This window comes from Uliginosibacterium gangwonense DSM 18521, from assembly GCF_000373965.1.
Lineage (GTDB): Bacteria > Pseudomonadota > Gammaproteobacteria > Burkholderiales > Rhodocyclaceae > Uliginosibacterium > Uliginosibacterium gangwonense.
In genome coordinates, this window is record NZ_KB892835.1 from 214,144 (window position 1) to 238,083 (window position 23,940).

At 55.7% G+C, this 23,940-nt stretch carries 19 protein-coding genes; 6 read left to right on the forward strand and 13 right to left on the reverse strand.

All coding sequences use genetic code 11. From position 1 onward, the window contains the following. Positions 1–51 precede the first annotated feature (51 nt). Together pepN and B145_RS0103785 are read left to right on the forward strand one after the other, a co-directional pair. Positions 52–2,742, forward strand: a complete 2,691-nt coding sequence (pepN, locus tag B145_RS0103780; protein ID WP_026258802.1) for an aminopeptidase N — start codon at positions 52–54, stop codon at positions 2,740–2,742. Positions 2,743–2,838: 96 nt separating this feature from the next. Then, a complete protein-coding gene (locus B145_RS0103785; RefSeq protein WP_018605278.1) occupies positions 2,839–3,099 on the forward strand; it encodes a hypothetical protein in 261 nt (86 codons plus the stop codon). A gap of 10 nt (positions 3,100–3,109) precedes the next feature. On the opposite strand, the gene B145_RS0103790 is transcribed toward B145_RS0103785, so the two are convergent. Further along, positions 3,110–3,937, reverse strand: coding sequence for a symmetrical bis(5'-nucleosyl)-tetraphosphatase (locus tag B145_RS0103790; RefSeq protein ID WP_018605280.1), 828 nt, complete (start codon positions 3,935–3,937; stop codon positions 3,110–3,112). A gap of 309 nt (positions 3,938–4,246) precedes the next feature. Here B145_RS0103790 and B145_RS0103795 point away from each other — a divergent pair, with 309 nt between their 5' ends. Then, positions 4,247–4,936: a DUF3334 family protein gene (locus tag B145_RS0103795; RefSeq protein ID WP_018605283.1), complete on the forward strand. Its 690-nt coding sequence runs from the start codon at positions 4,247–4,249 to the stop codon at positions 4,934–4,936. Between the two features lie 78 nt (positions 4,937–5,014). Further along, positions 5,015–5,482: a hypothetical protein gene (locus B145_RS0103800; protein ID WP_018605285.1), complete on the forward strand. Its 468-nt coding sequence runs from the start codon at positions 5,015–5,017 to the stop codon at positions 5,480–5,482. Positions 5,483–5,494: 12 nt separating this feature from the next. Here the strand turns inward: B145_RS0103800 and B145_RS0103805 are convergent, their stop codons facing one another. The 9 genes from B145_RS0103805 to B145_RS0103845 all read right to left on the reverse strand — a co-directional run bounded on the left by B145_RS0103805 (position 5,495) and on the right by B145_RS0103845 (position 16,366). After that, the gene (locus B145_RS0103805; RefSeq protein WP_018605287.1) at positions 5,495–6,553 is read right to left on the reverse strand and encodes a protein-glutamate methylesterase/protein-glutamine glutaminase; all 1,059 of its coding nucleotides are present in this window, start codon (positions 6,551–6,553) and stop codon (positions 5,495–5,497) included. Positions 6,554–6,585: 32 nt separating this feature from the next. Beyond that, positions 6,586–7,116, reverse strand: a complete 531-nt coding sequence (locus B145_RS0103810; RefSeq protein WP_018605289.1) for a chemotaxis protein CheD — start codon at positions 7,114–7,116, stop codon at positions 6,586–6,588. Between the two features lie 5 nt (positions 7,117–7,121). Then, complete coding sequence (locus B145_RS0103815; RefSeq protein ID WP_018605291.1) at positions 7,122–7,958, reverse strand: CheR family methyltransferase; 837 nt, start codon at positions 7,956–7,958, stop codon at positions 7,122–7,124. A gap of 196 nt (positions 7,959–8,154) precedes the next feature. Then, entirely contained in the window at positions 8,155–8,523 is a 369-nt protein-coding gene (locus B145_RS0103820; protein ID WP_018605294.1) for a response regulator, read from the reverse strand. Between the two features lie 40 nt (positions 8,524–8,563). Next, a complete protein-coding gene (locus B145_RS24330) occupies positions 8,564–9,775 on the reverse strand; it encodes a methyl-accepting chemotaxis protein (RefSeq protein ID WP_083917601.1) in 1,212 nt (403 codons plus the stop codon). Between the two features lie 6 nt (positions 9,776–9,781). Then, complete coding sequence (locus tag B145_RS0103830; RefSeq protein WP_018605297.1) at positions 9,782–10,360, reverse strand: chemotaxis protein CheW; 579 nt, start codon at positions 10,358–10,360, stop codon at positions 9,782–9,784. A gap of 11 nt (positions 10,361–10,371) precedes the next feature. After that, positions 10,372–13,761 carry a methyl-accepting chemotaxis protein gene (locus B145_RS27200; protein WP_018605298.1) on the reverse strand — a complete coding sequence of 1,130 codons (3,390 nt, stop codon included), beginning with the start codon at positions 13,759–13,761 and terminating at the stop codon, positions 10,372–10,374. A 65-nt stretch (positions 13,762–13,826) separates the two neighbouring features. Continuing rightward, positions 13,827–16,016, reverse strand: coding sequence for a chemotaxis protein CheA (locus B145_RS0103840; protein ID WP_018605299.1), 2,190 nt, complete (start codon positions 16,014–16,016; stop codon positions 13,827–13,829). 11 nt (positions 16,017–16,027) lie between these two features. After that, positions 16,028–16,366, reverse strand: coding sequence for an STAS domain-containing protein (locus B145_RS0103845; protein ID WP_018605300.1), 339 nt, complete (start codon positions 16,364–16,366; stop codon positions 16,028–16,030). A gap of 421 nt (positions 16,367–16,787) precedes the next feature. Between B145_RS0103845 and B145_RS0103850 the strand changes: the two genes are divergently transcribed. Both B145_RS0103850 and B145_RS0103860 read left to right on the forward strand, forming a co-directional pair. Further along, positions 16,788–18,161 (forward strand): phosphomannomutase/phosphoglucomutase, encoded by a 1,374-nt coding sequence (locus B145_RS0103850; protein ID WP_018605301.1) that lies wholly within the window; start codon positions 16,788–16,790, stop codon positions 18,159–18,161. Positions 18,162–18,641: 480 nt separating this feature from the next. Continuing rightward, entirely contained in the window at positions 18,642–19,634 is a 993-nt protein-coding gene (locus B145_RS0103860) for a LacI family DNA-binding transcriptional regulator (RefSeq protein WP_026258805.1), read from the forward strand. Between the two features lie 20 nt (positions 19,635–19,654). Here the strand turns inward: B145_RS0103860 and B145_RS0103865 are convergent, their stop codons facing one another. The 3 genes from B145_RS0103865 to B145_RS0103875 form a co-directional block, all read right to left on the reverse strand. Beyond that, positions 19,655–21,133: a protein adenylyltransferase SelO gene (locus tag B145_RS0103865; protein WP_018605304.1), complete on the reverse strand. Its 1,479-nt coding sequence runs from the start codon at positions 21,131–21,133 to the stop codon at positions 19,655–19,657. 292 nt (positions 21,134–21,425) lie between these two features. After that, on the reverse strand, positions 21,426–22,145 hold the full coding sequence (btsR, locus tag B145_RS0103870; RefSeq protein WP_018605305.1) for a two-component system response regulator BtsR: 720 nt from the start codon (positions 22,143–22,145) through the stop codon (positions 21,426–21,428). A 1-nt stretch (position 22,146) separates the two neighbouring features. Further along, complete coding sequence (locus B145_RS0103875; RefSeq protein ID WP_018605306.1) at positions 22,147–23,847, reverse strand: sensor histidine kinase; 1,701 nt, start codon at positions 23,845–23,847, stop codon at positions 22,147–22,149. Positions 23,848–23,940: the final 93 nt, after the last annotated feature.

Consider the following 23,940-nt stretch of genomic DNA (forward strand, 5'->3'; position numbering starts at 1 on the left):
ATGGCATCGATTTTGCATTACGATTCATCCAAATCACAGCCTGCATCTGCCATGACTTACGCAAAGCATTCAACAATCTACCTTAAAGACTATACGGCCCCCGCTTACCTGATCGACAAGGTAGCCCTGGATATTTCCATCCACGCGGGCTTTGCCCAAGTCACGGCCCGCCTGGAAGTTCGACGCAACCCTGCAGCGGGCAGTTCGGCCGCCGCTCCGCTGGTCCTCAATGGGGAGGAGCTTACGCTGGAGCGTATCGCCATTGATGGCGCGGTGCTGGCCAGCGATGCGTATACATATGCGGATGAGCGGCTGACTATTGCTGCGGTGCCGCAATCCTTCGTGCTGGAAACTTGTGTGCACATCGAGCCGGACAAGAACACCCAGCTCTCCGGTCTGTACCGTTCCGCCGATGGTTACTTTACGCAGTGCGAGGCGGAAGGTTTCCGCCGCATCACCTTCTACCCGGATCGCCCCGATGTGATGGCCAAGTTCGTCTGCACCGTGCGGGCAGACAAGACGCAATTTCCGGTGCTGCTGGCCAATGGCAATCCGATTGCGCAGGGTGAGGAAGAAGGCGGGCGCCACTGGGCAACCTGGGAAGACCCCTTCGCCAAGCCTGCTTACCTGTTTGCCTGCGTAGCGGCCAAGCTCGATATGTTGGAGGACCACTACATCACGCGTTCCGGGCGCCGTGTACGTTGTGCCGTGTATGTGGAGCCGGGCAAGCTGGATCAGTGTGCCCATGCGATGGCCGCGATCAAAAAATCCATGAAGTGGGACGAAGATGTCTTCGGTCTGGAAATGGATCTGGATCATTACATGATCGTGGCCGTAGGCGACTTCAACATGGGCGCCATGGAAAACAAGGGTTTGAACATTTTCAACACCAAGTACGTGTTGGCCCGCCCGGATACCGCCACAGATACCGATTACCAGAACATCGACCGCGTGGTCGCCCACGAATACTTCCACAACTGGACCGGGAACCGTGTGACTTGCCGTGACTGGTTCCAGCTCTCACTCAAGGAAGGGCTGACGGTCTTCCGTGATCAGCAGTTCGGCATGGATGTGCACTCGGCAGGCGTGACCCGCATCCAGGAGGTGCGCGGGCTTCGCGCAGCGCAGTTCCCGGAGGACGCTGGCCCCATGGCGCACCCGATCCGCCCGGCTAGCTATGCCGAAATCAACAACTTCTACACCGCGACGGTGTATGAGAAGGGCGCGGAAATCATCCGCATGATCCATACCCTGATCGGTGCTCAGGCTTTCCGCCGTGGTATGGATCTGTACTTCCAGCGCCACGATGGGCAGGCGGTGACCTGTGAGGACTTCGTGGCTGCCATGCAGGATGCCTCCGGCATGGATCTCACCCAGTTCAAGCGCTGGTATAACCAAGCGGGTACACCGAAGCTCGTTGTCTCCAGCCGCTACGATTCTGCCAGCAAACGTTATACCCTTGGTGTGGAGCAGGTGTTCCCTGCCACCGCGTATGAAGATCGCATGGCAAACGATGGCCTTCCCCAAGCGCGTGGCCCTTACCACTTGCCCCTGGTGGTTTCGCTGCTCAATGAGCAGGGGCAGGAACTGCCATTGCGTCTGGTCGGTGAATCTGCTGCACAGGGCACGCAACGTACACTGCAATTGCGTGAAGCGCGTCAGGAATTTGTGTTTGAAGATATTGCAAGCCAGCCTGTGCCCTCGCTCTTGCGAGGCTTTTCCGCACCCGTGGTGCTGGACTACCCCTACAGTGAGCAGGAACTCACCCACCTGATGGCGTTTGACGCAGATGCCGTCAACCGCTGGGAGGCGGGGCAACGTCTGGCCTGCTCGATTTTGCTGCGTGGAGTGGAAATCATCCAAAAAGCATCCAATGATGAATGGATACCTGCCGGGTATGTGGAAGCCATCCGTCATCTGCTGGCTTCGGCCTTTGTGCCGGGGGGCGACCCCGCACTGGTGGCAGAAGCGCTGCAATTGCCTTCGGAAACCTACCTGGGTGAGCAGATGGAGGTGATCGACCCCGATGCCATTCATGCCGCCCGCCTCGCGCTTCGCCAGCATCTGGCTCGTGCCCTGCGCCAGCCTTTGGAAGAGGCGTACCATAATCTAGCCTGTGCCGAAGCCTATTCACCAGAAGGCGAGCAGGCAGGCAAGCGGGCACTGCGCAATGCGTGTTTGGGTTACTTGGCCGAGTTGGACGCCAAGGATGCCGAGGAAATGGTTTCCAGCCATTTTGAGCAGGCTGGCAATATGACCGACACCATGGCAGCACTCTCTGCCATTGCCAATCTGGATGTACCTGCGCGCCACGTGATTCTGGATAGCTTCTATGCCAAGTGGAAGCATGAGGCACTGGTGGTGGATAAGTGGCTGCAGGTGCAGGCCACCTCCCGCCTGCCACATACCACGGCAGATGTCAGCGCGCTGATGGGGCACGAAGCCTTTGATATTCGCAATCCGAACAAGGTGTACTCCTTGGTGCGAGCGTTCTGCGGAGCCAATCCGAAGCACTTCCATGCGGCGGATGGCAGTGGCTACAGGCTGGCCGCCAACGTCATGCTGCAACTTGACCCGCTCAACCCGCAGGTGGCTTCACGCATTGCCCGTTGTTTTGATCGGTGGAAGAAATTTGATGCCACACGTCAGGCCCATGCCCGAGAGCAGTTGGAGCGGGTCTATCATCAGGCGGGGCTTTCCAGCGATTTGTCAGAAGTGCTGGGCAAGGCACTGGGGTATTGATTGTACAGTGGCAACAGGGGCGGGTTTTTACGGCTGTGCGTAATGGCCGTCCCTTTTGCCGCTGATGACAAATGGCTGCTCTCAAGGTGAACAAGCATGATACGTCCTCTCTTCCACGCGCTGCTCGGGCTGACTCTGCTGGGGCTTGGCGCTTGCAGCCAACTGAGCATGGAAAATTATGAGAAGCTCAAGCTCGGTATGAGCTATGACGAAGTCAAGGCGGTGCTTGGCAAGCCCGCCGCATGCTCAGAGCAACTGCTGGTGAAGACCTGCACCTGGGGTGACGAGCAGGCAGGGGTGTCAGTGAACTTCGTTGCCGACAAGTTGGTTAACCGTAGCGCCAAAAATCTGAAATAAGCCTGCGCGGTCAGTCTTCGCCCAGTGAGGCGATTTGCGGGCAGGCGGTGCGATAAACCTGGCGGTCTTGCAGGCGGACGGCTGTCAGGCATTGTCCCCACACGCAGCCGGAATCCAGCGAGATGACCTGGCCCATGTCGCGGAAGCCCAGTGCCGACCAATGCCCACAGATGATGGTGTGGCTGGCCCAGGCGGGGTTCTTGGCGGCAAACCAGGCTTTCAGGCCGACGGGGGCATTTTCCAGCGGGCCTTTGGATTTGAGGTCGATACGGCCATCTTCGGTGATAAAGCGCATCCGAGTCATGGCGTTGATCACCACCCGATAACGATCCCAGCCACAGAGGCCATCGTGCCAGTTATCTGGCTTGTTGCCGAACAGATGGCGCAGAAATACTTTCCAGTCTGGCGACTGGAGTTCATGTTCCACTTCCCGGGCGAGTTTGTGTGCTGTCTCCACCGTCCAGGCAGGCAGCAGGCCAGCGTGCACCATCGCAAAGTGGTGGTTGACGTACATCAGGGGGCGGTGGCGAAGCCAGTCGATGAGTTCCTCTGCATCCGGGGCTTCGAGGATGGGAGATATCGTGTCGCCTGCCGATAGCCGGGTCGAGGCGCCCGCCGCAACGGCCAGAAAAAACAGATCGTGGTTCCCCAGCACTGCATGGGCGGATTCGCCCAGCGATTTCACGTAGCGAAGCGTTTCCAGGGATTGTGGGCCACGATTGATGAGGTCGCCAACCAACCACACCCGGTCTTTGCCGGGCTGGAAATGGATCTGTTTGAGCAAGGCCAGAAATGGGTCCAGGCAGCCTTGCAGATCGCCGATTGCGTAGTCAGCCAAAAAACTTCTCCTCAAAAACGCGCTGTGTCATCAATAACCGGGATTTTACCCCCGGAAGCTGACAAGAACTTGAGCGGGAGGGTAAGTGGTTGGTATGCACACAGGGGTAGAGGTGCTGCCAACGGTGGCAATGTGGTGGGAAATATCGGTTTTTCGCACCTGTACGTCTTCAGCAAATCCGAGGATTGCCGTTGATTCGATTATGGATCAGCGTTACCCCGCTGGTGGCGTCCTTTTGTACGCCCATCCCCGGATTAGGGGCTATGCTTAACAAGCAGTGAATCTACCAATTAGGACGATTATAAAATCATGAGCGTCAAGGACTACTCCGTTACATACGGTACTGAAGACATTTTGACCAGCCTGTGCAATTCGGTCTGCAAGGTACTGTCAGTTGCCAGCCAAAGCCAGATTCGCTACTCCGGCATGGTTCAGCGCATTACCAAAACCTGCCTGAAGCCAGATATCGGTTGTTTTGTCCTGTTCGACGGCGGCTTCTCGGGCTTGGTTGTGATCAATTTTTCGGCCCCGGCGGCCATGGAACTCTATGAGAGTTACATGTTGAGCATGGGTATGTCCCGCGAGAGCCTTGCCAATTCCCATACCTCGGACGATGTTGGGAACGTGATGGGGGAATTGATGAACCAGATCGTGGGCGAATTTATCGGCAAGGTCGCCCGCGAGTTGCAAACCCATATCACGCAGAATCAGCCCAAGATGCTGGTGCTCAACAAGCAGGTCATGCTCAGCGTAGATACCAACATGGATGCACCTGAGTCGCGCCGGGTGACCTTTTACACCGCACGCAACAACATTTTTTATCTGGAGCTGGCGATTGACCGTACCGAGTTCATTAAGCTCTATGACTTTGAACCTCAGGAAGCCCCTGACCCTGATGCCTTGATTGCCCAAGCCAATGCCGTGCCGACCGAAGAGCCTGAGCCGGTCCCAACGCCCACGAGTGAGCATGAGGACCTGCTCCGGGACCTGGGCATGTAAAAGGTGCGCGGGCGGTGATCGGGGGCGTGACTGTTTCATGGCGGCGTGCTGAGCGATGCGTATTGCAGGGGAATGGCTATGCTGATCCACCTTGCCAATAGTTCGGTCGGCAATCGCGCTATGGCATCGGTGCTCTTGCTGTATTACCACCTGCTGAAGGAGGGGGGCTTCGGCCATGTGGTTACGGCGCACGTCGCCCCCGATGATTTCAATGGTTTTGATTTTCTGGATGTGCGTGTTGCACCAAACCTTGGGATTGATGAAAAATGGCTACGTGAGGGCGCAGTGATCTATGTGCTGTGTGAGTTGAATGACATAGTGCTGGAACACGATGTTAGCCCGTTGGCGCTCCAGTTCATCCAGAAGATAGCCGGGTTGTTCAAAGAGGGAAAGTTGGCCGCGATTCCAGAATGCGGAGGCGTCGTGGAACAAGTGCGGGCAGATGCCATGGCATTTGATCTTGCGGCCTATCAACAGGTGCTGGCGGTAATATTTGAACGCTATGTTGTGGGGAGGATGCGCGCAATCCTGCCTCCACAGGCATAAGGATATTGCTGTTCAGGTTCGCGCCAGGATTTCGGCTCCGATACGTTGCAGCGGGAGCGACAGGTCAACCGCGCCGAGCCTGACTGCAACTTTGGGCATGCCATATACCACGCATGTTTCCTCATCTTGTGCGATGGTGAATGCGCCCTCGTTATGCATTTCCACCATCCCGTGGGCGCCATCGTCACCCATGCCCGTCATAATGACCCCTAGTGCATTGCGGCCAGCATATTTAGCAACGGAGCGGAAAAGCACATCGACCGATGGACGATGTCTGCTGACCGGGGGGCCATCCAGAATCTCGACACGATATTGTGCCCCGCTACGCGTCAAAGCCATGTGCTTGCCTCCGGGGGCTATAATGGCGCGGCCAGGGATGACACGATCCCCGGCCTTGCCTTCGATGACCTCGATTTCACATAGATCGTTGAGGCGTTTTGAGAAGGCTGCGGTGAATTTCTCTGGCATATGTTGAACGATTACCATCCCCGGCGCCACGCGTGGCATGGTTCGGAGCAGGATTTCCAGCGCTTGTGTGCCACCGGTTGAGGTGCCAATGGCCACAACCGATTCGGTTGTGCGTGCCATGGCGTGCGAGCTTTGTACAGGGGCGACGGGGCGCGTGGGCTGGGCGATCAGGGCTGCGTTGGTTTTAAGGCGCCGCACATTGGATGCAGCCGCTTCGCGTACTGCAGTGATCAGATCATCCGCAGCCCCTTCAAGAAAACCCTTGATTCCCAATTTGGGTTTGGTGAGAATTGCGACAGCTCCAGCCTCGAGCGCATCCATGGTGGTCTGGGCGCCTTTTTCGGTCAGCGAGGAGCACATCACCACGGGTGTGGGATGTTCTGCCATGATCTTGCGCAGAAAGGTGATCCCGTCCATACGTGGCATTTCCACGTCCAGAACAATGACATCCGGCCAGTGTTGATTCATGCGCTCCAGGGCGATCAGCGGGTCTCCTGCGGGCGGCAAGACTTGGATGTCTGGCGCATTGGACAGGATGGCTGCCGTAACCTGGCGTACCACCGCTGAATCGTCGATGATCAGTACAGAAATCTTGTTTGGCATGATCGTGATATTTTGTGCGTTAAGGGGCTGTACTATATTGTCATATGGCGCAACCAGACGTCACCCGTCCAGACTTCAAAAATCACCTGTCTGTGGCCTGCGCCACACAGGTGGTGTTTGGATATCCTGATGCCCAGCGTATCAAGATGGCGCAAGGCACTCTCGGCGTTACGGGCGCCAATATTGCTGGCTCCTCGGTGTATATGGGCCGGGAACATGTTGCCACCGCCGAAAACCTTGGCTTCATACTCATTCGGAGGAGTACGGTGGCGCGCCATGGCTTTGGCAAATAAGGCAATGGCTTCGTCACAATAGCGCCCGTCCAGGTCCCGGTGATGATGTGAATGCCCTCGGGTGGGCAACAGAAAGTGGCACATCCCGCCAATTTTCTTTTCTGGGTGCCAAAGCGTGATGGCGATGCATGACCCCAGTATGGTGCGAATGCGCGTATCCGCATCGCCGAAATAGAGGTCGCCGGGCTGAAGGAAAACATCGATGATCTGGTTTTCATCGCAGACATCTTGATTCGATGCCAATGGTGTATCGAGGGTTTTTGTGGGCATGGTGCCTATTCCCTCGTTTTCCTGTAGATCGTTGGCGAAATCTGCCGGACTACTTCGGTGACGCCGTTGAGTGTTTCGGAGTGGCCGATGAAAAGCCAACCGCCGGGTTTGATCCGCTCCGCCAGTCGCTCTACCACGGCGGCTTTGGTTTCAACCGGAAAATAAATCATGACGTTGCGTAGAAAGACCACGTCAAAATCGCCAATATCCGGAAGCGGGGTGTTCAGGTTGATCTGCCCAAAGCGGACGTGTTTGCGCAGTGCCTGGTCAATGGCGAACAGGCCGGCGTTCTCTCCTTTCCCTTTCAGGCAATACTTATGCATAATGTGTTTGGGAATCTTTTCTCCGCGATCCATTGGATAGATGGCTTGCGCGGCCTTTTGCAGTACGTGTGTGCTGATGTCCGAGCCGAAAACCTCCCAATTCTTGCCCAACCCCAAGGTTTCAGCCAGTACAAGTGCGAGGGTGTAGACTTCTTCGCCAGACGAGCAGGCCGCACTCCATACCCTTAATGGGCTGGTACGAAACTGTGGCAGAACATGTTGGCGCAGAAAATCAAAATGCCGGGGTTCCCTGAAGAAATAGGTCTCATTGGTTGTAATGAGATTGATGCAAGTTTCCCGTTCCTCGCTTGCCTTGGCGGAGGAAATCAGTTCGTAATAGTCTTGATAGCTACTCAGCCCCAAGGCGCGCAGGCGTTTACCCAGGCGCCCACACAACATGGGCTTTTTGGCTGATGCGAGGTGAATGCCGGTCAATGAGAAAATCAGACGCTGGAATAGCGCGAAATCCTTATCGCTGATTTGTCCACCGGTCGTTTCCATGGTTTTCGAACCAGCCATTTTTATTGGCGCCTCCAGGAGCCAGTCTGCAATCTTGCAGTGAGATTGCATGTGACCATGACTGTAAAATCGGCCTGTGATCTGTGTGCCATGCTGCTGCTTGGCAGCAAAGAAGGGTTATGCAATGTGCAATATAATTATGTATCGGGTATGTATGCTGACTCTGCGATCCACGCGCCAGCGATCATCAACAGGTCTAAGCCATCACCAGTTTTGATACCGCATTGAGTAGTTGTTCCGGTTTGAAAGGTTTTACCACCCATGCCCTTGCACCGGCTTGCTGCCCTTGAAGTTTCTTGGCTTCCCCTCCTTCCGTGGTGAGCATGATGACCGGCGTGAATTTGTAGTTGGCATGAGTTTTGACATTTTTCAGAAACTCAATGCCATCCATGATTGGCATGTTGACGTCGCTGATGATCAGATGAATCTTGGTGCCATCCAGTTTGCCTAGGGCATCTTTGCCATCTTCTGCTTCGATGACTGCATAGCCCGCATTGGTGAGTGCGATCCGCACGACTTGGCGGAGAGAGGCTGAATCATCGACGATCAAGATAGTTTTGCTCATGTGAGGAATTCCCGTTTATCCAATACCTTTGCCGGTGTGCTCAGAAAAAAGTAATTTCTTCTTCTTGGCCACTGGTTTGTTTTCCAGAATGGACTGTGTGCTGTTCAAGTGTCGTGTAGCCTTTTTCCATCTCTTGCAACCACATGTCGACATCAATATCGTGGGCGGAGATTCGCCCCTCTTTGTAATCACCTAGCATTTTGCTGTAACGCATGATGTCTGACTGGATATGCGCGAGGATTTGGCTGACGCGGTCATGGAATTGCATCTCTACCAGCACTTCGTCAACATCCGTCTGCACTTTCTTGCTTTCGGCAAAAAGGTCGCTGCTGGCACCTGCAAGCCCCTGGGCTGCCTGCTTGAAATCGCCTGTCACACATGCAATCGTCTGTTTGCTGGTTTGCAGGTTTTCCTGCTCCTGGTCTCTGGTTTGTTCCGCCAATTCGCTGGCGCGCAGAATGGCGGTGGAGATGCCTGCCACGATGCTCGTCATTTTTCTGCCTGCATCATCGGACTGTACCGAGAGTTTGCGCACCTCATCTGCCACCACTGCAAAGCCACGCCCGAATTCACCCGCACGGGCCGCTTCAATGGCCGCATTCAGCGCCAGCAGATTGGTCTGCTTGGCAATCCGGGAGACGCTTTGTGCCATATGCTTAAGGTCTTCTGCGTGGTGCACCAGCTCACTCATCTGGCTTAACAATTCGCGCTTACTTTGGAGCGCATCAGATAAAAGTGTTGATACTTCTTCCAGGCGGGTTTGCGCGCTTTCCACCAGTGTGGCGATCGGCCCCTGGCCGGACATGCCTGCCCCCGCTTGCTGCGCAGCCTGGTTGGCCAGGTTCAGGCGCGCATTGATGGTTGAAAAACGCTCGGCCAGTGCGTTGCCGGAATGGTCGAGCTGGCTTCTGGCAGTATCCAGATGCTTGCCCCACAGAGGTGCCACGACTTCAGTCAGTTGCTGCAATGAACGCAGTTCTTCGGTCGTCGGCGCGCTGCCTGCTTCCGTTGTTTGCTGTGAAGCGGTTAGGGCGTGGGGGGAAGCCCGCAGCAAGAGACGGCTGATCCACCAGGTGAAGGCTCCTATCGATGCTGCCTGGATAAGCGCCCACGCCCAGGCGCCGGTCGTCATACCGCCGGTCCAGACAACACCGATTGCCGACACCACGCCAATTGCATAGCCAGCCAATTGTGCACTGCGTCTGCAAGCCTTTTCTGACATAACATCTCCCTTGTTCATTCTGCTCGCCATAGACCCTTAGTGTTCAGCCTCACGGGGAATCGGGCTCGGGTTTTCTCCAAAATTGCTCATCGATTCGATTTCCTCAAAAGAGAGCACCTTGATGACATCAAGGATGATCACGAAGTTGCCATTGACCTTGCCCATGCCCGCGATGAAATCGGTACGTATGCGGGCGCCAAAGCTGGGTGGCGCTTCAATGTCGTTCTTGAGGATATCAATGACCTCATTGACGGAATCGACCACGATCCCGACATCCATGCGAACATCATCATTGATCAGTTCGATGATGACGATGCATGTTCGTCGGGCCACCTTGGTGGGGGGGCGGCCAAAACGCACGGCCAGATCAATGACCGGCACGACGGCACCGCGTAGGTTGATCACGCCCCGCACCACGGTGGGCATCATGGGTACCTCGGTCAATTGTCCGAATTCGATGATCTCCTTGATGGATAATATGCCAATAGCAAAACTCTCGCCGCCCAGGGTAAAAATCAGATACTGGGTGTTAAGCGTCTGCCCCAGCTCTGCCAGCACCAGGGCAGTCTGTGGTTTGCCACTGGCGGGAGCGCTGGCTTCTGCAATCTGCACCATGGCAAACCTCCTTAGAATTTCTCAAAGCCGACGGCATGGCTCTTGCTGTCCGTGTGGATATCACGCATCTTCTGCCCTTTGCCTGCCTTGGCAACACGCGTGCTGCGATCACTTGCATGACCCGTTTCGACCTTGAAGAACCCCATCAACTCCTGTAGCTGCTCGGCCTGTGCGCTCATCTCTTCCGAGGTAGCGGAAAGCTCCTCCGCGCTGGACGCGTTTTGCTGAGTAGTGCGGTTGAGCTGATCCATGGTCTGGTTGATCTGTGTTGCACCCGTGGTTTGCTCTTGCGAAGCTGCGGTAATTTCCTGTACCAGATCAGCCGTCTTGCGGATGGCGGGTACGATGTCATCCAACAGCTTGCCTGCGCGCTCGGCCAACTGAACGCTGGAAGACGCTGTTTCGCCGATTTCGCGCGCGGCTACTTGCGAGCGTTCAGCCAGCTTGCGTACTTCTGCCGCCACTACCGCAAAGCCCTTGCCATGTTCGCCTGCACGGGCGGCTTCGATGGCCGCATTCAGGGCCAGCAGATTCGTCTGGTAGGCAATGTCATCGATGATGCCAATTTTTTCGGCAATCGACTTCATGGCATGCGCCGTATCGGAAACCGCCTTGCCGCCCTGTTCGGCGTTCTTCGCCGCCTGCGTGGCAATGCCATCGGTCACCTTGGAGTTCTCGGTATTCTGCGTGATTGAAGAACTCATCTGTTCGATTGATGCCGAGGTTTCCTCCACGCTTGCAGCCTGTTCCGAGGTTGCTTGTGAGAGCGATTGAGCCGTGGACGAAACCTGTTCGGAAGCGTTGCCCAGGTTCGTGGCCGCTTCGGTCACTTGAGAGATGGTTTCCGCCAGCTTGGCAATGGTGCCATTGACGGCCGACTTCAGTTCATCAAAGGTGCCTTGATAAGGCTTTGTCATGGAGATAGTCAGGTTGCCGGCCTCCACTTCACCCATTACCGCGCGCAGCTCGGCAACAGGGGTGCTGATGGCATCCATCACTGAATTCAAGCCTTCCACAACTTGCTTGAATTGACCACGATGCTTGTTGGTGTCGCCACGGTCAGCCAATTGTCCGTGCAACACGGCACTGGCCAACGTCTGCACATCTGTAATCAGGATGTTCAGCGGCCCGATGACGGCATCCAGTGTGTTGTTGACGCCCTCCACAATGCGCCGGAAATCGCCTTGGTGCTTGCTGGCATCGGCCCGCGTATCCAGCTTCAGATCAACGGCTGCCTTGGCTAGCATGGCCGTATCGGTGACCAGGGCATTGATGTTGTCGATACATGTATTGAGGTTGTTCTTCAATACATTGAAGTCGCCATTATAGGCATCGGTGATCTTGGCCGGGATGTCTCCACGAGAAATGCGATTGATATAATCCGCAGCCATGTCAAGTGGTGAGATCACCGCATCAAGTGTGTCATTTACGCCTTGTACCACGGCACGGAATTCGCCTTGATGCCTGGCGACATCGGCACGGCTCTTCAACTCACCCTTGACGGCAGATTGGCTGAGCGTCTTGGTGTCTACCACCAGCGACTCTACAGCGTCTTTCGCTTTTGCAAGCGCTGTATTAATCTGTGCAAAGCTGGCCTTCGCGTCCTTGGTATGCTGATCGCCTTCGGCTACCGTCAGATCCAGATTCAAATTACCGCCAGCGAGTTTTTCAAGGTTCTTCGACAGGCGCACCACTTCGACCTTGGTGTAGTCACCCGTTTGCAGCAGGGCCGTCAGGTCGGTCACGGTTTCAACATAGCCCACCTGTTCGCCCTTGGCGTTATGGACATGCGCGGTATCCTGCTTGCAGCGCATGCCGCACCAGTCAAAGTGGCTTTGTTTCACGCCGACCTTCAACTGCTGCACGCCGCAGCCCTTGGTATTGCAGATGTTGGCGTTGGCGGTGCTGCAAGGCATGCCATAGGCGGAGTCACGATCCTTGATATAGCCTTGGCCGACCATCAGTTTTTCAAACGCCTTGTTCAGGAAGGTCCATTTCATGTCCATGTCCATGACATGGATCGGGAAGGGCACGGAATCGACGATTGATTGATACCAGGTCATCTTGTCGACCACGGTGTCCAGCGTGCCATTGAAGCCTTGAATCACTTGCTTGAAGGCTGCTTTGTGGCGATTTACGTCTGCACGCGTAGAGAATTTACCTGCGATGGCTGCCTCGCTCAGCATGGTGGCATCGCTGATCAGGGCGTTGACCGGAACGACAATTGCATCCAGCGTAGCGTTGATCCCTTCCACGATCTTGCGGAAGTCTCCTTGGTGTTTGCTGGCATCTGCACGCTTGTCCAACTGGAGTTGCACGGCGCCGGCAACCAGGTCAGAGGTGTCTGCAATCAACGCCTTGAGATTGCTGCGGACTTGTTCAGTGGTATCGTTGATAAAGGCTTTCTTACCAGGGAACTTTTCAAGCGGCGCATCAAAGTTGCCACGCCCGAATTCTGCGATACAGGCCATGGCTTTCTTTTTGACTGAAATGTGACCCAGCACCATGCTGTTGACGCCCTCGGCCATCAACTTGTAGTCGCCCATGAAGTTATTGGCTGGGATGACGACATCAATGTCACCCTTGTCATGTTCGGTGCTCATGTGATTGAGTTCGCCGATCAGGTTGCGGATGGTGTTGCGCATGGCTTCAAGCATGGCGAGCAGAGACGTGGTGTCGCCTTTGCCAAGCTGCACCGCAGTCGCCAGCTCACCGGCGGCAACACGCTGCACGCACTCCGCTGCATAGGCGGGTTCTCCGCCCAGCACCTTGCGCAGCCCCTTGATAATGAAAAGCCCTAGGGCGAATACGGCAATGGCAACGAGCAAGGATACGACCAACTGTATCGTCGTGGCGGTACTCTTGGACTGAGCTGCTTCGGCTGCGGTCGATTTCGCAAGGTCGACGTTGAATTTCTGGTGCTCTTCAAATGCGTTGGTAATTTTCGCGACGGTGGCCTGATTGGCATACAGGTAGTCACGGGCTTCATTGTTTTTGTTTTGCCGGGAGAGAGACAAAACCTTGTCTGCAATGGCCCAGTATTCTGCCAGACCGGTTCTGTCGTTATTGAGTAATTCCCGGTCTTTGTCATTGGAGAGATCGTTGGCTTCGTAGCGTTTCAGGGCTTCCTCCACTTTGGTGCGCAGTGCAGCCATCTTGCTGTCCAGTTCAGTCTTGGTCTTTTCGTCGCTGCTTGCCATGTGTTGCCAGATCGCTACGCGGTAGAGGCTGAAAGGCGTGAAGACGTCTCCCAAGTCAATTAGACTTGGTACGGTGTTGATATTGGCATAGTTTGTGGTCTGATATACCTTTTCCATCTGAGACCAGCCAAACCCGGCAATGAATACCAGGCCGAGTACAGATACCGCCACTAACAGGTACAGGCGTTTAAACACAGACATGGTGCCTTCCTCCTTCACGTAACATGGATATCCGCGTGGCGGATTTCTTAAACGATGCAGTGTGACTATTCGTTGCAGGTGAGTCGTGTTCGGGTGTCGGTTGTTACGGCCAACTCGATCAGGGCCATGACATCCAGGATCAAGGCGACTTCTCCACTGCCCAGAATGGTTGAGCCGCCAATGCCGCGCAGTTTTCTGAACAGGCTTGGCAGGGGCTTGATAACGGTTTGTGCTTCGCCGTGCAGTACATCAACCACGATACCGGCTTTTTGCCCGCCACAACGCACGACCACTACGTTCTCGTGCCGTGAGGGTTCGCCTTCCAGTTCAAACAGCTCGCGCAGGCGTACAAAGGGCAGCACCTCGCCGCGCAGATTCAGGTAGTGCGAGTCGCTGGCCACGCCCTTGAGTTCCAGGCATTCCATGACCATTTCCAGCGGGGTGATGAAATAGGCCTTGCCTACGGAAATGACAAATCCATCAATGATGGCCAGGGTGAGCGGCAGGCGCAGGCGGATGGTGGTGCCTACGTTTTCTGCGCTCTCCAGCTCGATGGTGCCGCGCATGGCCTCAATGTTGCGCTTGACCACATCCATGCCTACGCCACGACCAGAGAGATTGGTGACTTCAGCGGCGGTTGAGAAGCCGGGTTCAAAGATCAGGCGCAGCAGATCTCTGTCTGCCAATACCACATCGTCGGTGATCAGCCCGCGTTCGATGGCCTTGGTGCGGATGCGGTTGCGATCCAGGCCGCCGCCATCGTCGCGTACCTCCAGCACCACGCTGCCGGAATCATGGAAGGCATTCAGATGCAGCGTGCCTGTTGCGGGTTTGCCTGCCGCGATGCGCTTGGCAGAAGGTTCGATGCCGTGATCGATGGCGTTGCGTACCAGATGCATCAGTGGGTCACCAATGTGTTCCACCATGGATTTGTCTAGTTCGGTTTCACCGCCGGAAATCTTCAGTTCGATGTCTTTGCCCAGCTCGCGTGAAACATCGCGTACCACGCGCGGGAAGCGGGAAAACGTCTCGCCAATGGGCACCATGCGCATGCGTAGGGCCGAGTCGCGGATTTCCTCTACTAGACGCGACAGAACATTGGTCGACTCCTGCAAGGCCGCATTGCCGTCCTTGGAGGCCAGGGCTGCGGTAGTAGCACCCGCGATGACCAATTCGCCGACGAGATTGATCAGGCTGTCCAGGCGATCGGCCGCCACCTTGAGGAATTTTGTTTCGGAAATCTTCTTGGTGGTGTTGACCTTCTGTTTTTCCAGCGCGGCCTGAACCACTTCTTTGGCGGCGATCCCCTCATTGACCAGCAATTCACCAATCAATTGGCGCGCTTCCCCCTGCTGTGCCTGGGCGGCGAGGGCATTGGCGAGTTCGTTTGGGGTCAGTGCGCCGCCACGGACGAGAATCTCCCCAATCTGGAGCGCATCTTCAGATAATTCTTCAATCAGACGGACATAGGTCTGTAGTTCGGAATAAGGGGGGATGATCCGGATGGCACAGTCTTCACGCACAAAGTCGAATACCGACTCAATGGTTTCTTTGGTGGCAGTGCTGTGCAGATCAATCTCGAACCCCAGGTAGCAGGATTCAGGGTCCATCTCTGCAGCGCTGGGCATGGCATCAATCAGCGTACTGACTTGCTTGAGTTCCCCCACTTCAGACAGGTAGGAGACAAAGCACAGGGGGTCCATGCCATGCCGGAATACTTCTGTGCCAAAGCGCAGAGAGATATGCCAGGTGTCTGCCTCGACAGTATCTTTGGCGATTTTCTCAACCGGCGGCGCGGCTTCTGCAACCCTGCTCGATGGGGGAGGGGTGGATGGGCTGGGCGTGTTCAGGTATCGGGATAATTCGGCCTGCAGGGCCTTGCCGGTTTCTGCGGTGGCAGCATCCACCGTGATGTCGGTGTCTTCCCCTCGGAGCTGTGTGGCCAATTCAACGAGGTTTCCCAAGTGGTCCGCACAATTGAGGAGCAGGCTGGCAAGTGAGGCATCCAGCGTTTGTGTGCCGGCACGCACGTTTTCAAGCACGTTCTCAAGGGTGTGGGTGAAAGCCACAATGGCATCCAGCCCAAACAAGCCTGCCGAACCCTTGATGGTGTGGGCGCTGCGGAATAGGGCGTTGATGGCCTCGGTATCGCACTGGCCTTCCTCGGCTTGCAGGAGGATGGTTTCCATGGCCTGGAGGAGATCCCGCGCTTCTTCAATGAACGCTTGCCGCGCCTGTAGCATCTGTTCGTCCATGATCGTCCCTTTTAGTTGGATGCTTCGGCGCAGAGCACCAGCGGATCGCCGAAGTATCCGGTCATGTTCGAAAGATCCAGCACCCTCAGCACGGCTTCGCTATGTTGGGTCAGGGTCAGCTCTTTGTTCAGTTGTAGCGCCTCACGCTTGAGCATGACGAGCACCTGAAGGCCTGCGCCATCCATCACGGTGACGTTGGCGAGGTTCAGCTTCAAGGCTGGGTTTGCATGCAAAGCATCCAGCAGCGTGGTTTTCAGCTCCAGTGCCGTGTAGATACTCAGTTCCCCCGTGATTGGGACGCTCTGTGTAGCGGGGTTTGCCGACGGTTTATCGTTCAATGCGGAAGTCATTGCCTTGTTCCCCGTGCCGGTTCTGTGCCGAGTAGGCATTACAAGCTCTTTTCGGCATGAATGGAATAGACTGAAGCTGTCCATTGGGGAATGAGCGGTGCTTTTCACATATGTTGGCAATTAAAAAAACAAAGAGGTGATGAGTGCTGCTGGTTTGTAAATATTTACCTCTCTGAAAATGAGAAACAACTTGCCCGTTAGGGTATATGAATGTTTATAAATAATGCCTATGTAATATGTGTGTAATTTTGTGGGCTGTTTGGATGCCCGGTCAAAAGGGTAGAAATGTATCTTTTTGAAAAATGTCGAAGGCATTTGTTGTATAGCATGCCAGAGGCCGGCTCGCGGTGGGCTCTTGGGCGGCTTGGCGGGTTGATGGTGCTAGAATTCTTGACGACACATATCTTTCAAAGACGCATCCATGCAGACACTGGCTCCGGAAATTTTCAAGACGTATGACATTCGAGGTATTGTTGGCTCCAGTCTGACTGTTGACGCTGTGTGTGCAATCGGGCGAGCTTTGGGATCGGCTGCAATCGCCCAGGCGCAGAAGACAATCGTGGTCGGGCGGGATGGGCGTTTATCTGGCCCCGCATTTGCCGAGGCGCTCACCGATGGTATTACCCGCACAGGTGTTGATGTCATCGATATTGGTTGCGTGGCGACCCCCGTCACCTACTTTGCGGCTTATCACCTGGGGGCACATTCCTGCGTCTCGATTACCGGCAGTCACAATCCGCCTGACTATAACGGCCTGAAAATGGTGTTGCAGGATCAGACTTTACATGGAGAGTTGATCCAGGATCTGCGCCGCCGCATTGTAGAAGGGGATTTTGTTGCAGGCGTAGGGCGTGTGACCCGCACCGACGTGCGCCCCGCCTATATTGAGCGCATTCTGGGTGATGTCCGGCTTGCTCGGCCGATGAAGATTGTGCTGGATTCCGGTAATGGTGTGGCGGGCAATACCGCGCCCGAACTCTTCCGGCGGCTTGGTTGTGAGTTGACCGAGCTGTTCTCCGAGGTGGATGGTACTTTTCCTCACCATCATCCTGACCCTTCCAAGGCAGAGAATCTACAAGACGTGATCCATGCGCTGTGGCAGGGCGATGCTGAAATCGGCCTGGCTTTTGACGGGGACGGGGATCGCCTTGGGGTGGTTACCCAGGATGGGGAAATCATTTATCCGGATCGCCAGCTCATGCTGTTTGCGGCCGAGCTGTTGAGCCGCCAACCGGGAGCGCAGATCATTTACGACATCAAGTGCAGTGGCAAGCTGGCACCTTGGATTCGTGCGCACGGTGGTCAGCCATTGATGTGGAAAACCGGCCATGCTCTGCTCAAGGCCAAGTTACGCGAAACAGGGGCGCCACTCGCAGGCGAGATGAGTGGGCATATCTTCTTCAAGGATCGCTGGTATGGCTTTGACGATGGCCTGTATGCCGGTGCGCGCCTGCTTGAGATTCTGTCACGCAGCCCGGACGCCAATGCTGTGCTCAAGGCTTTGCCCACGGCTGTCAGCACTCCTGAACTCAATATTGCAATGAAAGAGGGGGAGGCGCCCCTATTGCTTGAAAAGCTCCAACACCTGCGGTTTGCGGGAGAAATCGATCGCATCACCCTGGATGGCCTGCGCGTTGAGTTCAAGGATGGTTTTGGCCTGATACGGGCATCGAATACCACGCCTGTGGCGGTGCTTCGTTTTGAGGCCGACAACGCAGAGGCCTTGGCGCGTATCCAGGGCTTGTTCCGTGATGCCATCACCCGTCATTGGGATGGACTGGATCTGCCTTTTTAGGGCGCCGATGTGGCGCCAAGCCCCGTCATTTGTGAAAATGAGTTAAAAAATCTTTTTGATAACGTTATCATCGCTATAACTTCGTTTAAAAATCTATTTCAATGAAACCGACACAACGCGTAGCCCGGAGTCCGTGTCTTCTCACTAAAGATTAAGGCAAAGAGCCCCTACCGATAAACTGTTATGTGCCCCAAGTCGGCTTGTTTGCACAACATGGGAAAAGATGTTTTGCGGTGATTTGTCGGTATCTTGCCTCTTTATGCTGCCTTTTACACCCATTGTGCGCTGAGCGTGATTTGTGCCCGCCATGTTTTCACAGCGCTTCTTCGGGTGTCTTGATGACGGTGTTTTCTGGTTGGCTGATGGGTACAAGTAGGCTCTTGTGCTTGTATGGCGGTATGATTTTCTCTACAGAAAGTGATGCAAAGCCCTGCGCTTTATGTAACATATCGAAAGTTTGTAAGAAAACGTTTTCAAGGTATGATCAAAAAACGCAACACCACACTTCGTGATCTGGCTGCTGCGGCAGGGGTCTCAATCGGTACGGTTTCCCGGGCGCTCAAGAATCAACCTGGAATGTCTGAGCAAACGCGTACGTCAGTTCTCTTGCAAGCTCAGATGCTCGGTTACGACGCATCTAAATTGAGGCTGGAAAAACCACGTCGTATGCTGTTTTTGACCCATGCGACCCATGCTGCCTTGAGTGATACGCCCGCTTATGTCCGCATCCTGCAGGGGGTGGAACAGGTGTGCCGTCAGCAAGAGGTTCCGTTGGGCTTGCTGTTGCTGGGGGAAGGCGACTCGATTCGCGTCTGTATCCGGCGATGCGATCCGGATGTGTTGCTACTGGCAGGATTCTTTGACGAGAATATGCTTGCCGAGATCAAACGTACCGAGCTACGCATGGTGTTGGCGGACCATTTTATAACAGACCGCTTCTGCGTACATGACGATCACATCAGCGGAGCCTTGCAGGCAACACGTCATTTGTTTGAGCAAGGCTGCCAGCGGGTGGCGATGATAGGTGGCCCGCTCGCCATGTATCCATTTGTCTTGCGTGTGCGGGGCTATCGTCAGGCTTTGTATGATGCGCGTCGCCTAGCTGACCCCGATCTGGAGGCAAGCGTGGATATCACACGGCCCTTTGCGCAAGCAGTGGAAACGGCCATGCACAAGCTGCTTGATCTGCCAGAGCCACCCGATGGCGTCGTAGCATGTAGCGATGCGGTGGCGCTTTGTGCCATGCAGGTGTGCATTAGACGTGGTTTGCGTGTCCCTGAAGATATCGCCTTTGTGGGGTATGACGATGCGGTAGCCTCTGCCAGCCACAGCCCGGCGCTGAGTTCCATTCGTGTGAATAAGGAGCAACTCGGTCGGCATGCAGCTCAGCAACTGATCAGCGGTTATGCTTCGCAGGGAGAAGAGTTATTGCCTGTGGAATTGATCGTGCGGGCAAGCTCGTTACGAATATAGAGCGGTGTTTGGTCAGGCTCTTAGGTTCCGCAAAACGTCTGGTAATTCATTGTCATTTCCTCTGGTGCGGGTTCAGCATAGTCTGCGTAGAGGGCTGTTTCCTGATAGGGGGACTTCAAGGCCGCGAGCAATTTTTCAAACGGCGCCAATTCGCCGTTTATTGCTGCAGCCAAAGCTTCTTCAACGCGGTGGTTGCGTGGGATCAGCCATGGGTTGTGTTGGCGCATTGAATTTGCGCGGGTGGCAGAGGGCGTTTCCTCTGCATGCAGACGGGCGTGCCAGCGTGCGAGCCAGATAGAAAGGGCGGACTGGTCGGCAAACAGGTTTCTCAGGCGGGATTCATCACCTTCTGCCGCATCGGCCAGGTAGCGCCAGCCCAGGGTGAAATCTACCTTGTTGACCTGTAGGAGTTCGAGCCAGTCCTGCGCCAACATCTCATCGGCGCTATCTGCTTCGTCGTTTGCCGAACTCAACCCCAGTTTGGCCCGCATGTTTTTCAGCCACTGCTGATGGTACATATTCGGGAAACTGTTGATGACAGCCTCCGCTTCTGCAAGAGTTTGTTCCGGCGGCATTTCCGACAGGGGCAGAAGGGCCTCTGCAAGGCGGGCAAGATTCCACTGCGCGATATGGGGTTGATTGCCAAAGGCATATCTTCCCTGGTGGTCGATTGAGCTGAATACGGTGTGTGGATCGTAGGCTTCCATGAAGGCACAGGGACCATAGTCGATGGTCTCCCCTGAGATAGTCATGTTGTCGGTATTCATCACGCCATGGATGAAGCCGATACTCATCCATTGGGCAATGAGGGCGGCCTGCCGTTGCGAGACCTCGCGCAGAAAATCCAACCAATGCAGTTGGGGCGCCTGCAATTGGGGTGTATGGCGGGTAATTGTGTAGGCCGCCAGTCGCTTGAGGGATTCAAGCTCGCCTCGGGCAGCGAAATACTCAAAGGTGCCCACACGGATGTGGCTCGCGGCCACGCGGGTGAGCACTGCACCGGGCAAGACCTGATCACGGTAGACGACTTCCCCGGTGCTGACCACGGCCAGTGCACGCGTGGTGGGAATGCTCAAAGCATGCATAGCCTCACCCAGCAGCACTTCCCGCAGCATCGGGCCGAGTGCAGCCTTGCCGTCGCCATTGCGCGAAAACGGGGTGCGCCCTGAGCCTTTGAATGCAATGTCGCGGCGGCGATGCTGGCAGTCCAGCACTTCCCCGATCAGTAATGCTCGCCCATCCCCCAGGCTGGGGGAAAGTTGCCCAAACTGATGGCCTGCATAAGCTTGGGCGATAGGGGTGGCACCTTGCGGTAAAACATTGCCTGAAAACACTGCTGGAAGTGATGGTATATCCGCGTCCTCCACCGCCAGACCCAGCTCATTGGCAAGCGCCTGATTCCAGAATACGAGGCTGGGTGCTGCGACCTGATAGGGTTGGCAGGGGGCGTAGAGGCCCTGTAACTCGTGCGCATAGGTATTATCAAATGCGATACGCATGATCTGTGGTTCTCGTGTCGGGGGCATCCTTGTTTTTGCCGTGGGAATGAGCACACATGGATGCATGCGTGCTCAGGCGTTTAGAAGCCGTAACAAAATGGTTCTGGCGTTGTTATGCCGCTTTGCCGTACTCGCTGTACTGTCTGCGTCGGCTCGCCTGGCCAGAACCGTTGCACTCCATTTTGTTACAGCTTCTTACAGGAAGGATACGCCAGATCAGGGGGCGTGACGAGATTGTCGCCTTGTCATGAATTGCAAATTCAAGGCTGGGCGGTTGAGGCGTGTTGAAGAATTACAGAATCCCGAGCCGGGCCTTGATTTCAGGCAGCAGACGGCGGCTGATGGGGATCACGCGGCCACTGCGGGTGACGAATTCGGCGAGCCCGCTCTCCAGGTAGTGCATCTTCTGCACCAGGTCGATATTAACCAGAAATTGCCGGTGGCAGCGCAACAAAGGGGTGCGTTGTTGGAGGATGTTCAGGCGCAGATCCGTTGGGCGTTCCTTGCCTTCGATGTCCGATACATAGATGCCGGAGGCACGTGACTCAACGCATTCCACCTCGTCGATCTTGAGGAACAAAACCACGTTTTGCCCAAAGCAGGGAATCTGGCGCAGGCGGCTCGCCTCTGGCAGTGCATCGTAGTCGTGCTGGGGTACGCCATTGCGCAGACGTTGCAGGGTCAGCTCCAGACGCTCGGGGGTGACGGGTTTGAGCAGGTAATCAAAGGCGTTTTTCTCAAAAGCCTTGACCGCGTATTCGTCGTAGGCGGTGAGAAAGACAATGTCCGGCATGTTGTTCGGGTCCAGCATGCCCAGCATCTCGATGCCGGTGATCTGCGGCATCTGGATGTCGAGAAAGACCACGTCCGGCTTGTCGATATGGATGCGTCCCAGCGCCTCAATGGCGTTGCCACACTCCCCCACGATCTGGATGTCTTTGGCAGGCTCCAGGGCACGCCGAAGCTCCTGGCGGGCAAGGGGTTCGTCATCGACGATCAGGGCGGTGATCATGTCAGGTCTTGGCCTCCAAAGGGATACGCACGCTGATCCGGGTGAAAACGTCTGGCTCGCAGCTCACGGTGACACCACTGGATTCGCCGTAGCGGTTCTTGATGCGGCGGTCCACGATGTTCATTCCCAGCCCGTCTCCCTTGGGTTCGGGGTTGTAAAGCCCGGCATTGTCCTCCACTTCAAGGAAGATTGCATGCTCGTCCTGGTGGGCGCGGATGCTGATGCGCCCGGTACGGATCATTTGCGAGGTGCCGTGTTTGATGGCGTTTTCCACCAGCGGTTGCAGAGTGAAGGCGGGTACATGAACGCTCAGTAGGTGCTCGGGGATATCGAATTCCACGGTCAGGCGGTCGGCAAAGCGGGCGAGCTGGATACCCAGATAGGCTTTGATGTGCTCGATCTCGTCCGAGAGCATCACATCGGCAATCGGGCGTTTGAGATTTTTGCGCAGAAAAACGGCCAGATCGGTGAGGAGCTTGCGTGCCTTGGCCGGGTCGTCGTGGGTGACCGAGATGATGATGTTCAGCGTATTGAACAGAAAGTGTGGATTGACCTGCGCATGCAGGAGCTTGAGCTCCGATTGCAGCAGCAGGTTCTTTTGCTGCTCATAGCGGCCATCCAGAATCTGGCTGGACAGCAGCTTGGCGATCCCTTCGCCCAAGGTGCGGTTGATGGTCGAGAATATCTTGGTCTTCGGCTCGTAGAGTTTGATCGTGCCGATCACTCGCTTGTTTTCCCCCACCAAGGGGATGACCAGCGAGGAGCCCAACTTGCAGCTTGGGCTGATGGAGCATTGGTAGGGCACCTCGTAACCATCGGCGAAGATCACCTCGTTGTGATTGATGGCATGCAGGGTGTGTGGCGAGGTGATCGGTGTGTTGGGCAGGTGATGATCGTCTCCCATGCCGATGAAGGCGAGGATTTTCTCCCTATCCGTAATGGCTACGGCACCTACCCCGGTTTGATCGTAGATGATGCGTGCCACGCGCATGCTGTTTTCCTGATCGAAGCCCTCGCGCAACACGCCGTCCACATGTGCGGCAATCTCCAGCGCCTTGGCGGAAAACGCACGGGACTGCCGCTCAATGCCATCCCTCCGGTCCAGCAGGATTTCCACGAAAACGGCGGCCCCGGCAGAGTTGGCGATCAGTTCCGGCAGGGCGATCAGGGAAACAATGTAGAGCGCTTCGCTAAAGGGGCGTGACAGTGTCAGATCAATGCCGAGCTCAATGACAATTGTGATGGCGGTCAGCCCCCCGGCCAAGAGGGGGCTGAAGAGCAGCCGGGTCTTGCCATGTTTGATCAGGTAGCGATGAACTAGCCCGCCAATCAGGCCCTGCATGACAATGTCAATAGATGCTGCCAGCCCGAACGAGCCTCCCAGGCTGTAGCGATGGATGCCTCCTGTAATGCCAACGGCAAGCCCGACGATGGGGCCACCCAGCAGCCCCCCCAGCACGGCGCCGATGGCAGGGGTGTTGGCTATCGCATTGCCTTTGACAACGGGCAGCCCCAGCAGCGTACCCATGATGCAAAAGGCAGAAAAAATCAGGTAGCACGTAATCCGATGCGGCCAGCGGATGCTGGCACGGGTCAGCGGGATGAAGAGCCGGGTGCGGCTCAGCACATATGCCACCACCAGATAGACGCACATCTGCTGGAGCAGCAGCACTGACAGGGCACTTACTGAGTGCATATCCATCGTGGAAAACCTTCCAAACCTTGACCGGAATCGCTATGCATGCGATTTTCAGTATATATGCAGCGCAGCGCTTTGTTGAAAATGAAACCGGAG